The sequence below is a fragment of the Glycomyces luteolus genome (genome assembly GCF_027622875.1).
GTDB lineage: Bacteria > Actinomycetota > Actinomycetes > Mycobacteriales > Micromonosporaceae > Glycomyces > Glycomyces luteolus.
In genome coordinates, this window is the sequence record NZ_JAPZVP010000017.1 from 60,077 (window position 1) to 73,525 (window position 13,449).

The window sequence follows — 13,449 nt, forward strand, 5'->3', positions numbered from 1 at the left end:
GCGACGCCGGGGAAACGCCACCGCGGTCAACGACGGTCGACGCGGGGGCGCGTCTCCTGTCGTAGAGAACGGTATCTCATAATGCTTACATATTTCAATATCTGACTCGAGATTCATCGGACTGCTGCGCGAAAGCGCTACAGCTACCGGGCACTCTTGCGGCACAGCAACCGAATACACCAGATGAACCCGCGATCAGCATTACAGATAACGGTTTCTGTCTTGCTCGGCACGCACCTCACCACGATCGTCGCCATCCCCGAACCCGATCGGACAGGAACCTGAGCGACACCCCCGAGAACTCCCTCGGTATCGCGGGCACGCGGCGCACAATCACTGCGCATGAAGCACCAGAAGTACCCGACGCGACGCGGACTGCTCCGCGGCGCGGGGGCAGTCGGCATCGGGACGCTCCTCACCGGCGCCTCCTCGCGTCATGACGAGTCCGGCGCCGCGGCCGGCAGCGCCTGGACTTTTCTCATGGAGGGCAACCGGCGCTGGTCGGGCGACCGCCCGCTCCACCCGCACGACGACGCCGCGCTGCGCCACTCCCTGGTCTGGAGCCAGCATCCGCGCGCGATCGTCTTCACCTGCATCGACTCCCGCGTACCGCCCGAGTACCTGTTCGATGCCGGCAACGGCGACCTCATGGACGTCCGCACCGCGGCCCACACCCTCGACCCGATGGTCGCCGAATCAGTCGCGTACGGACCCGTCGAGCTGCGCACCCCGCTGGTCGTGGTGCTCGGCCACCAGCACTGCGGCGCGGTCACCTTGGCCTGGAACACCCTTGACTGCGGCGGCGACGCCGCGGGCTTCGACCGGCTCGTCGAACATCTCGCCCCCGCGTACGAGGCCAGCCTGGACGCCGTCGGCGACCCGGTGGACGCGATGATCCGCGCCCACACCCGCCTCACCGTCGGCAATCTCCGCGCCCTGCCGGCACTGGCGGCTCTCGCCGAGGCCCGCGAGCTGGCGATCGTCGGCGCCTACTACTCCCTCGAGACCGGCGTCGTCGAGCGAATCTGAACGCCGCCAACACGAATCGCCTGATCGATCACCGAGCGCCCCAGCCTCCGGCCGGAACGCAGTCCCTCCTCAACCGGGGCGGTGCAGCGCTGAGCCGTTGACTGGATATCGACAAGTATCTATAGTCTCAGGTATCTTGTTTTCGACGCCTCCCTCGAATGTTTCGAATCCTTCGCTTCGCCGTCATCGCCTCCCATGAGGAGTGAGCATGGCGCTCTCCACCGATCGCAGGAACTTCCTGACCCTGACCGCGGCCACCGCCGTCGCGGCCGGGACCGGCTACCGGCTGGTCCCTCAGTAGAGCGCCCGCGTCCCGAACGCCCGCAGCGCGACCGGCGACTCCTGTCCACACGCCGCCGCCGCGAGAAGCCCCATGCCGGAGGGCTTCTCGCGGCGGCTTAAATCGATTATCGTCTATGTGATCGTGCTCATTACGATTCAAGGAGTTTCGAATGCACTCGTCCCCGATGAGCCGCCGCAGGCTCTTCCAGACCGCCGGCGTCACCGCGATCGCCGCTGCCGCAACCGGACTCGTCGCGAACCCGGTCCACGCGACGATCGCCCCAGCCCGTGAGGACATCGGCGCGCTCGCCGAGCCCTTCCCCCTCGGTCAAGTCCGGCTCAACGCGGGCCGCTGGCTCGACAACCAGAACCGCACCCTCTCGTTCCTGCGGTTCGTCGACGTCAACCGGCTCCTCTACAACTTCCGCGCCAACCACCGCCTCTCGACCGGCGGCGCCGCGGCCCTCGGCGGCTGGGAGGCCCCGAACTTCCCGTTCCGCACCCACTCGCAGGGCCACTTCCTGACCGCCTGGGCCCAAGCCTGGGTCGCCCTGGGCGACACGACCTGCCGCGACAAGGCGAACACCATGGTCGCCGAACTCGCCAAATGCCAGGCCAACAACGGCGCCGCCGGGTTCGCCGCCGGATACCTCTGCGGCTTCCCCGAATCCGACTTCACCGCCCTGGAGAACGGCACGCTCACCAACGGGAACGTCCCGTACTACGTCATCCACAAGACCCTCGCCGGGCTCCTGGACGTCTGGCGCTACATGGAGAGCACCCAGGCCCGCGACGTGCTCCTCGCCCTCGCCGGCTGGGTCGACACCCGCACCGCCCGCCTCTCCTCCTCCCAGATGCAGACCGTGCTCGGCCGCGAGTTCGGCGGGATGAACGCTGTCCTCACCGACCTCTACCAGCAGACCGGCGATGCGCGCTGGCTCACCGCCGCCAAGCGGTTCGACCACGCCGCCGTCTTCGACCCGCTCGCCGCGGGCCAGGACCGGCTCAACGGCTTGCACGCGAACACCCAGGTGCCCAAGGCGATCGGCGCCGCCCGCGAGTACAAGGCCACCGGCACCACCCGCTACCGGGACATCGCCGACAACTTCTGGACCATCGTCACCGACGCGCACACCTACGCCATCGGCGGGAACAGCGAGGCCGAGCACTTCCGACCGCCGAACGCCGTCGCCGGATACCTCGACACCGACACGTGCGAGGGCTGCAACACCTACAACATGCTCAAGCTGACCCGCGAGCTATGGCTCCTCGACCCCGACGACGCGTCCTATTTCGACTACTACGAGCGGGCGATGCTGGGCCACATGATCGGCTGGCAGAACCCGGCCGACGCCCACGGGCACATCACCTACTTCACCCCGCTCAAACCGGGCGGCCGCCGGGGCGTGGGCCCGGCCTGGGGCGGCGGCACCTGGTCCACCGACTACGACTCGTTCTGGTGCTGCCAGGGCACCGGCATCGAGACGTTCACGAAGCTCATGGACTCCGTCTACTTCCACGACGACGCCGGACTCTATGTCAACCTCTACACGCCCTCGACCCTCACCTGGTCCCAGCGCGGCGTCACCGTCACCCAGGCCACGACCTACCCGGTCGGCGACAGCTCGACCCTCACCGTGACCGGCACGAGTGGACAGTGGACGATGCGGCTGCGCATCCCCGCCTGGACCCAGAACGCCACGGTCAGCGTCAACGGCACCGTCCAGAACATCGACACCAGCCCCGGGCAGTACGCCGAGCTCAACCGCAGCTGGGCCTCGGGCGACACAGTCACGGTCAAGCTCCCGATGCGCGTCGTCATCGAAGCGGCCAACGACAACCCGAACGTCGCCGCCGCAATCTACGGGCCGGTCGTGCTCTCGGGGAACTACGGCAGCACCGCCCTCAGCGCCCTGCCCGCGCTCACCGTGGGCTCGATCCAGCGGACCAGCACCTCGTCGCTGGCCTTCACCGCGACCGCCAACGGCGCCAACGTGAACCTGGGTCCGTTCTACGACGCCCACGGACACAACTACACCGTCTACTGGAACACCGGTGGCGGGACTGCGGGCCAGGTCGTCAAGCTCCAGAACGTGGGCACCGGGATGGTCCTCGGCGTCCAGAACATGTCCAAAGCCGACGGCGGACTGGCCGTCCAGTGGCACGACACGAGCACCGCCGACCACTACTGGGAGATCGTGGCCTCCGGCTCGATCGTGAAGCTGCGCAACCGCAACAGCGGCAAGGTCCTCGGCGTCGAGAACATGTCCACGGCCGACAACGCCCGGGTCCTCCAGTGGGGCGACAACGGCACCGCCGACCACAACTGGACGCTCGTCAACCTCGGCGACGGGACCTACAAGATCAGGAACGCCAACAGCGGCAAGCTGCTCGGCATCCTCAACGGCTCGACCTCGGCTGGCGCCCAGGCCGTGCAGACCCCGGACGACGGCACCGCCGACAACCGGTGGAGGCTCGTGTGACCGGAACGCCGAGCAGGTCCTCGAGGTCGCCGACCGGGTCGAGGTGATGCGCCTGGGTCGTCGCACCGCCCGCTTCAACGCGGCCGATGCGACGACCGACGATCTCATGGCGGCCATGACCGGGTCGCTCGTGACCGAGCCTGAGGGACCGGCCTTGCCTCCAAGGTATTGACATCTGTGCATGTCTTGATGGATCATTTTATTAGGTGATCCAACAAACTCCTGCGGACACCGCGTCCCCATCGTCATCGCTCCACCGCGGCCGAGGCTGAGCGGGCGTCGGCCATCAATGGCGGGCAGCAGGGAAGACCGGAAAGGAGAGCTCCTCGTGGGTTCGAAAAAGAGCAGGTTCAGGGCCGCGTTCGTCGCGGTGGCGTTGGCGGTCGGGGTATCCGTTACCGGCTGGGTGACCCCGGCATCAGCCGACACCATGACACAGCGCAACGCCTCCCAGATCATCGCCGACATGGGCGCCGGCTGGAACCTCGGCAACAGCTTGGAAGCCAACGCCAACGGGGTCCCGAGCGAGACCGCGTGGAACAACCCGACCGTGACCCAGGCGCTGATCGACAGCGTGCAAGCGGCAGGGTTCGACACCATCCGGATTCCGGTGTCCTACCTCAACCACATCGGCACCGGCCCGAACTACACGATCAACGCCTCCTGGCTGAACCGTGTCCAGCAAGTCGTGGACTACGCCTACGACCGGGGCATGCATGTGGTCATCAACATGCACGGCGACGGCTACAAGGGCGTCCCCGGCTCCTGGCTGATCTGCGACGCCACCGACCAGACGACGATCAAGGCCAAATACCAGAAGGCCTGGCAGCAGATCGCCACCCGCTTCAGGGACTACGACCAGCGCCTGATCCTGGAGTCGATGAACGAGGAGTTCGACGGGCAGTTCGGCAACCCGACGCAGCCGTGCTACTCGAACATCAACAGTTACAACCAGATCTTCGTCGACACCGTGCGACAGACCGGTGGCAACAACACCTCGCGGTGGCTGCTCGTCCCCGGCTGGAACACGAACATCGACTACACCACCGGCAACTACGGCTTCGTGATCCCCACCGACAACTACCGCTCCCCCTCCATCCCCAGCGGCGAGCGGCGGATCATGATCTCCGTCCACTACTACTCGCCCTGGGACTTCGCCGGCGAGGAGAACGGCACGATCACCCAATGGGGCCCGGGCGCGACCAACCCGTCCAAGACCTCCACCTGGGGGCAGGAGGACTACATGGACGCCCAGTTGAAGCTGACCTACGACGCCTTCGTCGCCAAGGGGTACCCGGTCGTCGTCGGCGAGTACGGCGCCATCGACAAGTCCTCGCACGACTCTGCGAACAACCAGTACCGCCAGGACTTCGCACGCACCTTGGTGGCCACCGCCAAGAAGTACGGCGCCGCCACCATCTACTGGGACAACGGCTTCAACGGGCAGTACGGGTTCGGGCTGTTCAACCGTTCCACCAACGCGGTCACCCAGCCGGGGCTTGTCAACGCCATCATGAGCGGCCTCGGTTCGGCCCAGCCGTCCGACTCCGTAGCGATCGTCGGCGCGGCGTCGAACCGCTGCCTGGACATCCCGAACTCGTCGACTGCGAACGGCACCCAGGCGCAGCTGTGGGACTGCAATCAGCGATCCAACCAGCTGTTCACCCGCACCACCGCGGGTGAACTGAAAGTGGGCGGCAAGTGCCTCGACGCTTCTGGCTGGGGCACGACCAACGGCACCAAAGCGGTGATCTGGGACTGCACGGGCGGCGCGAACCAGCGCTGGAACGTCAACTCCAGCGGCACCATCACCAACGTCCACAACGGACTCTGCTTGGACGCCAACGCCGGTGGCACCGCCAACGGCACCCAGATCATCCTCTGGACCTGCAACGGCGGCAGCAACCAGCGCTGGACCCTCCGATAGGGGACCGACCACACAGGCACGGCCTCGGACTTAGGGGCGGCACCGCATCCGCGGTGCCGCCCGCCGCAGGGCGATCCGACGACGCGGCCGGTCGCGATCGCGACGACCGGGACGCCTAGCGGCGCCCGCCGGGTAGCACCGGATCTCACCATCGAGCATCATGCTCCGGCCACCCGCTGAACCGGCACATCCCTCTACTGGAGCCAACCGGCGACCGCGATGACCTCTTTGGCGATTTCGGTGACCGGGCGGTCGTCGGTGCCCACCCTGACCGTGCCCGCGGGCGCGCGAGCCTCGAGCATCGGCGCTTTCTGAGCCGTGGTCCGCAGCTCCGCTTCGAGCCGCGAGCCCTGCTCGCGGCGGGTCAATCGGTCAACGGCAGTCGCGTCGGAGGCGGTGAGCAGGATCCGGATCAGACGCACCTCACCCGTCAACGCGCGCTGGATCATCGCCCCGTATTCAGGCAGCACGCTCACGGTTCTCGTGTAGACCAAGCGGCGACAGCCGAGCCGGGCGTACTCGGCCCACATGGCCGCCAGATTTCGCTCAGTGACCTGCACTCGGTCCGGGTCGCCCGCCGGCGCTGGATGCAACTGGCCGATCATGTCGCCCTCGATGTACGCATGAGCGACCCCAGCCGCCGCCAACTGCGCCGAGACTTCCCAGCCGACGGTCGTCTTCCCGACCCCGGCCCGACCGCCGATGAGCAGTGCTTCAACATGATCCATCACGACAGCATGTCAGGCCGAGATGCGAGGCACTGCCGCACCGGTCGGGCGGCGTCGGGATCCGTTGAGGGCGAAGGCAGTCGTCGCATCACCGTTGCCGGCGTTTCGCCTTCTCCGCCATCGTCACGCCACCGGGCAGTGCGGGGCGGGTACTGTGCGGTCGGGCGGTCCGGGGCCGCCCTGACACGACCTGCGGCACTCGCGCCGCGGGTCCGGAGGGATCCCGCATGATCCGCGACGACGGTGCCCTGATCGGGTGCGCCGAGGAAAGGGGTGGTGTCAGTTGACAGGCGGACTGCTGTGGGGCTTGACGGGCCTGGCGCTGCTCGACTCGGTCAACGCCGCCACGATCTGGCTCGTCATCGTGATCCTGCTGGGCGCGAAGCGCCCCGCACCCACCGGCTGGGCGTTCATGCTCGGAGTGTCGGTTTCGTTCCTGGCCTTCACCCTGATGTTCTACTTCGGACTGACCTTTGCGGACTCGGTGCTGGAGGGGTTCACGCTGTGGCTGCGCCGCCTGCTGTTCGCCGGCCTGGCGGTTGCACTGGTGGTGTTGGGCGCGCGCAGGCTCAAGCCTCGCGAGCGCAAGGGTTACACCCTGCCGCCGTGGGTGAACGCCTGGAGCGCATTGCCGTTCGGAGTGCTCGCCACGGTCGGGGACCTCCCCAACGCGTTCCCGATGGTCCTGGCCGTCGAACGCCTCATCGACGCCGATATAGCGGCCCCGGCCGCAGTTGCCGTCCTCGTCGGCTACACCCTCGTCTACGCCCTGCCCTCAGTGCTGATCCTCGCGGCCGGCCTGGCGTTCAACGAGGAGCTGCGCGAGCAGCTCCAGTCGATGCTCAGCGGCCGCACCTCCGGGACCGCCGAGCCGAGCCCGAAGACGGCCGCGGCCTGCTTCGCGGGCGCCGCCGCGAGCCTCGCCGTCCTGTTCCTCTGGGTCGGCTGAACACCTACCCGAAGATCGAAGCCCTGCAGTCGGTGTCAGGAATCGTCGTTGCGACCGAGCTCGACTCCCGTCGGGAGAGGGGCTTCCCCGTGGCGCTGCTTGTCGACCCGTTGCAGGGACGCCGCGACGGCCACCATCGCCACTTCGGCGAGGATCGAGACCACCACGAGCCAGCCGAGTTCCTGCGTGATGGCGATGGCGATCACGAACGCATCGATCACGATGAACGGGCCCAGCATCAGCGCCGCCCGGTTGCGACGGAAACTCGACTCCCCCGTGTCCATCATGTTCTCGGCGATCGCCTGCTTCGGGCGCAGGATGACCTGGAGCGGCCACAGCACCAGGACGAAGAACACGATGGCGAGCAGCAGTCCTGCGGCGTAACCGAGCAGGCCGAACATCACCGACGGCATCGGCGGGCCGTCGACGGCGAACCAGTAGTGCCACTTGTCCGCGGCCTGCGCCGCGGCCATGGCACCGGAAGCCCGCATGACGATTTCGGTGACGGCCATGACGATGACGGCGCCGAGCGCGCCGAACAACGGGAAGACGAACCAGCGTGACGTGACCGTCGCCATCGACAGATCGTGGTCTCGGCGCCATGCGAGCTCGAGGGTCGGGAAGGCGCCGGCCAGCGCGGGTCCGATGAACATGAGCCAGCTGGCGGGGTTCTCGCCCTCGGTGTCGCCGACCGCGATGACCATGCCCCATGCGCTCGCGAGCACACCGATAACGGCTACGGCCCTTGCCGGGATGCTGTAATTCGCAGCGAGCCAGGCGCGAGCGGTCGTCGGTCGGCCGACGTCGGTTTTGGGGGCTTTGGGCGTGGTCACTTCGCGATCGTATCAACGCGCCGCCATGGACCGGACAAGGAATTTCCCCCGGCGGCGAGAGGCGACTCCCGCTCAGCGGCTGGTGCCGGTCATTGCGAGGACTCCCGGGGAGTCGGTCAGTCCGGTGGCGCGAACGGGCCGACCATCCAGGTCCCGTCCGAGGCGCGAATGGAGTGGAGGAGTTTGCCCTCGGTGACGACCGCGGTATCGATCGTCGTGCCGACCCGGGTGGTGGCGATCTGGCTGATGCGCCCGAAGGCCCGGAGCAGATTCCAACTCGGCTGCCAGCTGCCGTTTTCATTGCGGACGGTGTGGTAGAGACTGGTGCCCCCTTCGGAGGCGCCGAAGACATGGAGCTCGCGCCCGAGCGTGGTCGCCGCGATGTGGACGGCGCCCGTGATAAGGCCCGATTATGAAGGGATGGGGGCTGAACGGCGTCCATGAACTCTCGGGAACCGATGCCTCCTGAGGCGTCCTCGATGGAGTCTGGTGACTGAAACCCTCGTTTACAAGACGGAACACGGGAAAGCGGCAGGAATCGAACTAGCGCTTCATTGATGCCGCCGACCGGGCGGCCTGCTCGATCTTCGCTCGGTAGGCTGCGCGGGCTTCCTCGTCGATCGGCTGCTCGCGTTCGGCGCGCATCCCGGTCCGGCCGTCGATGCCCTCGCGCAGGATATCGGCGTGCCCGGCATGCCGGATGGACTCGCCGAGGACATGGAGCATGATGAGGAACAGGTTCGTCTCGGCATGAGGCTCCGGCCACCACGGCACGTGGCCGGGGGCATCGATGGGAAGCTCGTTGATCGTCGCGTCCGAGTGTTCCCAGGTGCGCCGGTAGAACCCGATGATCTGGTCGCGGGTCTCGTGCTCGGTCGCCCATTGATCGCTGCCGTCGGAGTCCTGCCACCGGGGCAGCGGTTCCGGGGAAGGGCGGTCGAAGACCTCGCCGAAGTACCTGGCCTCGACGGTGGCCACGTGTTTGACCAGGCCGAGGAGGTTGGTCCCGGTCGCTGTCAACGGTCGGCGGGCGTCGTATTCGGACAAGCCGTCGAGTTTCCAGAGCAGCGCTTGGCGGTCCTGTCGCAGTCTCCCGTGCATGTTGGCTTTCGCGAGTCCATCGATCATGCGGCATGAGCCTGCCACATGGCTGCTCGTGGACTCAGATCCCCTAGGGGTCAGCGGAGTAACCGACCTCCGTCCCGCCCGACACCGAAGGCACCGTCCCGATCAGGGACGGCACGGGATGCGGAGTGAGGTTCGGGAACGGATAGCTGCTCCCCCACGCGCCGTTCACCGTCTGCCCCTCCGGCCAGCCGTCGGCGGTCCAGGTGATCGGGGCGAGGGCGGGCACGCGGCCGCCGGGATAGGCGTCCAATGGTTCGACTGGAATTTGTTGACACACCTGGCCGCCACCCGGGCGGGCGGCTACCGCAAGCAGCGACAACCCGGAAGTCGGCCGGGCTCGAGGGGCACGGATCGGTCTCTTGACAAAGTTTGGTCGGCAAACTTAGTCTGGTGGCGCACCAGGAGTTCGACCCCCCTCCGGCGGCTAGCGCCGCGCCCTCACGGAACCCGCCTTCCCGCAAGGAGAACCGTGAAGACCTCAGACACTGCCCGTAGAAGACGAACGCGGCTCGGCGCGATCGCCGCCGCCGCGGTCACGGCCCTGACCACGGGACTGATCGGCGCCGTTACCGCCCAAGCGGGCCAGAGCTCCCGGCCGGACCATGCGGCACCACCGTGACCGGAACCTCCGCCTAGCAGCAAACCCGCAACGCGGCGTGGGTGTCCAGGTGCCCACGCCGCTTCAGCACCCGAAGGAGATCAACATGACCGCCGCGCTTTCGGTCCAGCTCTACAGCGTGCGCGACGCGCTCGCCGCCGACCTGCCGGGAACGCTCGACCGCATAGCGGGACTCGGCTTCGCGAACGTCGAACTCTTCGGCTTCGTCGACCGAGTGGACGAGTACCGCACCGCGCTCGCGAACGCGGGCCTCACCGCGCTCTCGGGCCACGCCGCGCTCGCCGAGGGCGATGCCGAGCGCGCGCTCGACGCCGCGGCCGCCCTCGGCATGCGGACGCTCATCGAGCCGATGGTCCGCCATGGATGGGAGACCGCGGACGGCGTGTCCGCCATCGCGGACCGGCTCGGTCAGATCGCCGCCCAGGCCCGGCCGCTGGGCATCGAGGTCGGATACCACAACCACACCTGGGAGTTCGAGTCCGAGATCGACGGACGCAATGCGTTCGACGTGTTCACCGAACGGCTCGACCCCGCGGTGGTGCTCGAGATCGACACGTACTGGGCCGAGGTCGGCGGCGCGAGCGCGCCCGAGCTGCTCGCCCGCCTCGGCGACCGGGTGCGGCTGATCCACGTCAAGGACGGACCCCGCAGCACCGACGCGGCCGCGCAACAGCCCGCGGGATCGGGCGACATGCCGGTCAAGGAGATCCTGGCGGCCGCGCCCGGGGCCGTGCGGGTGATCGAATTCGACGCCTACGCCGGCGACATCTTCGACGGGATCGCGCAGAGCCTGCGGTTCGTCTCCGGGCAGGCGTCATGAGCGGGGGGCCGGTAGGCGTCGGCGTCATCGGCGCGGGAGTCATCAGCGGCGAGTACCTGCGGAACCTCACCGCGTTCCCCGACCTCGCCGTGCGATTCGTAGCCGACCTCGACACGGACCGGGCCAAGGCGCAGGCGGAGGCATTCGGCGTCCCGGCGTCGGGGACGGTGGCCGAACTGCTCGCGCGCGAGGACATCGAGATCGTGGTGAACCTGACGATCCCCGCCGTGCACGCGGAGGTCGGCCTCGAGATCCTGCGCGCCGGCAAGCACGTGTGGAGCGAGAAGCCCGTCGCACTAGACCGCGAGAGCGGCCTGCTGCTGCTGGAGGAGGCGAGGCTACGCGGTCTCAGGGTCGCGTGCGCGCCGGACACCGTTCTCGGCTCGGGCATCCAGACCGGCCTGCGGGCCGTCAAGGAGGGCCGGATCGGGGAACCGCTCACCGCCCTGGCGATCATGAACTCCCCCGGCCCCGAGTCGTGGCACCCGAGCCCGGAGTTCCTCTTCGACACCGGCGGCGGACCCCTGTTCGACATCGGACCGTACTACCTGACCGCCCTCGTCCACGTCTTCGGTCCGGTGCGCCGCGTCAGCGCGACCTCCTCGCGCTCCCGCGCCACGCGCGTCATCGGTTCGGGCCCGCGCGCCGGAACGGAGTTCCCGGTGAACGTCCCGACGGCGCACAGCGCGCTGCTGGAGTTCACCAGCGGCGCAAGCGCGGTGGCCTTGTTCAGTTTCGAGTCCCACCTGACGCGGGCCGGCCTCCTCGAGGTCACCGGAACCTCGGGCACGCTCGCGCTCCCCGACCCGAACGGCTTCGGCGGCCCCTCGCGGCTGTGGCGGGACGGCGGCGAGCCGGACGTGATCGATGCCGTCGGACCCGAGTACGGCAGAGGCGCGGGCGTGCTCGACCTGGCCCGCGCCATCCGATCGGGAACCGACGAGCGGGCCTCCGCCGCCATCGCCTTCCACGTGCTCGATGTCATGGTCGCGATCGCGGAGGCCGCGGCGTCAGGGAGCGCCGCCGAACCGCAGAGCACAGCGACCCCGCCCGATGCGCTTCCACACCAATGGGACCCGACAGCCCGCACGCTCTGACCGCCGCTGGAGGACGCTGCATCGGGAACCAGTGCCCGGCCGGACGCACCGGCCGGGCACTGGTCATTTCGTTGTGGCCGTTACTCGCCCGAGGGGGCGGGGAACTGGACGCCGCTGGCGATCGGCGTGCCGAAGTTCGGTGTGCCGTCCGCGTTGAAGGTGAACTCCTGCACCCGGGTCTGCCGCGTGTTGCCGCATCCCTGGCTCGCCGACGTGTTCCCGTGGTAGACCAGCCAGTGCTCGGTGCCGTCCGGCGAGGTGAAGAACCCGTTGTGGCCCGGGCCGTAGACGCCGTTGCCCTGCTGGAACACCGGCGTCGACTTCTTGGTCCACGACGAGGCCGCGAGCGGGTTCGATCCGGTGAGTTCCAGCAGCCCCAGTTTGTAGTCCGGGGTGTTGCACGAGGAGGCCGAGAAAGTCACGAACGTCCTCCCGTCGTGCTGGAGCACGGCCGGGGCCTCATTGACCCGCGCGCCCACGGTCTCCCAGCTGTGGCTGGGTCGGGCGATCGTGGCGTGCGCGCCGGTGACGGTCCACGGGTTCGACATGGCGGCGATCCGGATCGACTGGTCCGCGCCGACCCACTCGCTCCACATGAGGTAGAGGCCACCATTGACTTCCAGGTACGTGCCGTCGATGTTCCACTGGTTCGGCAGCGGCGTCCCCATGAACTCGTAGGGCCCCATGGGTGTCGCGCTGGTCGAGCGGAGCACGTGCAGCTTCTGCCCGTCGAAGTTCGTCTGCGAGTTCCCGGAGGTGTACATGAGGTACCAGGTGCCGTTGATGCGGTGGAACTCCGGCGCCCAGTGCGAGCAGCAGCGGCTCGGCACGTTGGCGTCGTTCCAGACCACGGTGTCGCTCGCCGTCTTCAGACCGGCCAGTGTGGTGGCGCGGCGCATGATGACCGTCGAATCCCAGGTCGTGGTCGACATGTAGTAGTAGCCGTCCCAGTACTCGATCCACGGGTCGGCGCCGTTGCTGCGAATCGGGTTGGCGAGGGTGTTCTGGGAGCCGGTGCCGACCTGGTTGAGCCGCCATTTCTGGGCGTTGGAGCCTTCATAGGTGTACTGCGAGATGCGACTGCCCGGGGTCGTCGACCATTCCCACAGGTCGAGGGCCTTGCCCGAGAAGCGGTTGATGAAGCTGTACGTGCCGTCGGCGTGTTCGGTTACCGACCACTGCTGGTTGGTGCCGCCCACGTCGGTCCACTGTGCGATGGTCGCGCCGTTCGCGGCGTTCTTCTGGTAGACGTCGAGCACCATGTTCGAGTGCCGGACCTGGATCTTGTAGTAGCCGCCGCCGGCGTCGACGAACCGGAACTGCTGATTCGTCGCGTCGGTGCGGTTCCATTGGGTGAGTTCGGCTCCGGCCGCGGTCGATGCGTTCTTGATGTCGAGGGCGAGGCCGGAGTGGGCGCTGGTGATGACGTACCAGGTGCCCGGGGTGACGGCGGCCTGCGCCGGGGCCGCGGAGGCGGCGACGAGGCCCAGGGCCGTGAGCGTGGCGGTGAGGGCGAGCGCGATGAGCGAGCGCCAGCGAGTGTGCTGCGGCATG

Annotated in this window: 14 protein-coding genes; 9 read left to right on the forward strand and 5 right to left on the reverse strand. The window is 68.0% G+C overall.

Annotated elements, in window-relative coordinates; all coding sequences use genetic code 11:
- Positions 1-342: 342 nt before the first annotated feature.
- The 4 genes from O1R50_RS19755 (at position 343) to O1R50_RS19770 (ending at position 5,721) form a co-directional block, all read left to right on the forward strand.
- Entirely contained in the window at positions 343-1,029 is a 687-nt protein-coding gene (locus tag O1R50_RS19755) for a carbonic anhydrase (RefSeq protein WP_270111905.1), read from the forward strand.
- 208 nt (positions 1,030-1,237) lie between these two features.
- The gene (locus tag O1R50_RS19760; RefSeq protein WP_270111906.1) at positions 1,238-1,330 is read left to right on the forward strand and encodes a twin-arginine translocation signal domain-containing protein; all 93 of its coding nucleotides are present in this window, start codon (positions 1,238-1,240) and stop codon (positions 1,328-1,330) included.
- A 151-nt stretch (positions 1,331-1,481) separates the two neighbouring features.
- On the forward strand, positions 1,482-3,794 hold the full coding sequence (locus O1R50_RS19765; RefSeq protein ID WP_270111907.1) for a beta-L-arabinofuranosidase domain-containing protein: 2,313 nt from the start codon (positions 1,482-1,484) through the stop codon (positions 3,792-3,794).
- A 328-nt stretch (positions 3,795-4,122) separates the two neighbouring features.
- Complete coding sequence (locus O1R50_RS19770; RefSeq protein ID WP_270111908.1) at positions 4,123-5,721, forward strand: cellulase family glycosylhydrolase; 1,599 nt, start codon at positions 4,123-4,125, stop codon at positions 5,719-5,721.
- A gap of 194 nt (positions 5,722-5,915) precedes the next feature.
- On the opposite strand, the gene O1R50_RS19775 is transcribed toward O1R50_RS19770, so the two are convergent.
- Complete coding sequence (locus O1R50_RS19775) at positions 5,916-6,449, reverse strand: ATP-binding protein (protein WP_270111909.1); 534 nt, start codon at positions 6,447-6,449, stop codon at positions 5,916-5,918.
- Positions 6,450-6,732: 283 nt separating this feature from the next.
- Here O1R50_RS19775 and O1R50_RS19780 point away from each other — a divergent pair, with 283 nt between their 5' ends.
- Positions 6,733-7,398: a GAP family protein gene (locus O1R50_RS19780; protein WP_270111910.1), complete on the forward strand. Its 666-nt coding sequence runs from the start codon at positions 6,733-6,735 to the stop codon at positions 7,396-7,398.
- Between the two features lie 35 nt (positions 7,399-7,433).
- On the opposite strand, the gene O1R50_RS19785 is transcribed toward O1R50_RS19780, so the two are convergent.
- Positions 7,434-8,231: a hypothetical protein gene (locus O1R50_RS19785; protein ID WP_270111911.1), complete on the reverse strand. Its 798-nt coding sequence runs from the start codon at positions 8,229-8,231 to the stop codon at positions 7,434-7,436.
- 173 nt (positions 8,232-8,404) lie between these two features.
- Here O1R50_RS19785 and O1R50_RS19790 point away from each other — a divergent pair, with 173 nt between their 5' ends.
- Positions 8,405-8,647, forward strand: coding sequence for a hypothetical protein (locus O1R50_RS19790; RefSeq protein WP_270111912.1), 243 nt, complete (start codon positions 8,405-8,407; stop codon positions 8,645-8,647).
- Positions 8,648-8,774: 127 nt separating this feature from the next.
- Here the strand turns inward: O1R50_RS19790 and O1R50_RS19795 are convergent, their stop codons facing one another.
- Complete coding sequence (locus O1R50_RS19795; protein ID WP_270111913.1) at positions 8,775-9,359, reverse strand: DinB family protein; 585 nt, start codon at positions 9,357-9,359, stop codon at positions 8,775-8,777.
- 43 nt (positions 9,360-9,402) lie between these two features.
- Complete coding sequence (locus O1R50_RS19800) at positions 9,403-9,609, reverse strand: hypothetical protein (protein ID WP_270111914.1); 207 nt, start codon at positions 9,607-9,609, stop codon at positions 9,403-9,405.
- A gap of 219 nt (positions 9,610-9,828) precedes the next feature.
- Between O1R50_RS19800 and O1R50_RS19805 the strand changes: the two genes are divergently transcribed.
- From O1R50_RS19805 to O1R50_RS19815, 3 genes are all read left to right on the forward strand, one after another.
- Positions 9,829-9,978 carry a hypothetical protein gene (locus O1R50_RS19805; RefSeq protein ID WP_270111915.1) on the forward strand — a complete coding sequence of 50 codons (150 nt, stop codon included), beginning with the start codon at positions 9,829-9,831 and terminating at the stop codon, positions 9,976-9,978.
- Positions 9,979-10,063: 85 nt separating this feature from the next.
- Positions 10,064-10,798 (forward strand): sugar phosphate isomerase/epimerase family protein, encoded by a 735-nt coding sequence (locus O1R50_RS19810; RefSeq protein WP_270111916.1) that lies wholly within the window; start codon positions 10,064-10,066, stop codon positions 10,796-10,798.
- Complete coding sequence (locus O1R50_RS19815; RefSeq protein WP_270111917.1) at positions 10,795-11,895, forward strand: Gfo/Idh/MocA family protein; 1,101 nt, start codon at positions 10,795-10,797, stop codon at positions 11,893-11,895. Before O1R50_RS19810 ends, O1R50_RS19815 begins: the two co-directional genes overlap by 4 nt.
- Positions 11,896-11,975: 80 nt before the next feature.
- On the opposite strand, the gene O1R50_RS19820 is transcribed toward O1R50_RS19815, so the two are convergent.
- On the reverse strand, positions 11,976-13,448 hold the full coding sequence (locus tag O1R50_RS19820; RefSeq protein WP_270111918.1) for a family 43 glycosylhydrolase: 1,473 nt from the start codon (positions 13,446-13,448) through the stop codon (positions 11,976-11,978).
- Between the last annotated feature and the right edge of the window lies 1 nt (position 13,449).

Coding starts and splice junctions, on each gene's coding strand:
- O1R50_RS19755 (WP_270111905.1), top strand. CDS start 343: ATGAAGCACCAGAAGTACCCGACGCGACGCGGACTGCTCCGCGGCGCG.
- O1R50_RS19760 (WP_270111906.1), top strand. CDS start 1,238: ATGGCGCTCTCCACCGATCGCAGGAACTTCCTGACCCTGACCGCGGCC.
- O1R50_RS19765 (WP_270111907.1), top strand. CDS start 1,482: ATGCACTCGTCCCCGATGAGCCGCCGCAGGCTCTTCCAGACCGCCGGC.
- O1R50_RS19775 (WP_270111909.1), bottom strand. CDS start 6,449: ATGGATCATGTTGAAGCACTGCTCATCGGCGGTCGGGCCGGGGTCGGG.
- O1R50_RS19795 (WP_270111913.1), bottom strand. CDS start 9,359: ATGATCGATGGACTCGCGAAAGCCAACATGCACGGGAGACTGCGACAG.
- O1R50_RS19810 (WP_270111916.1), top strand. CDS start 10,064: ATGACCGCCGCGCTTTCGGTCCAGCTCTACAGCGTGCGCGACGCGCTC.
- O1R50_RS19815 (WP_270111917.1), top strand. CDS start 10,795: ATGAGCGGGGGGCCGGTAGGCGTCGGCGTCATCGGCGCGGGAGTCATC.
- O1R50_RS19820 (WP_270111918.1), bottom strand. CDS start 13,448: ATGCCGCAGCACACTCGCTGGCGCTCGCTCATCGCGCTCGCCCTCACC.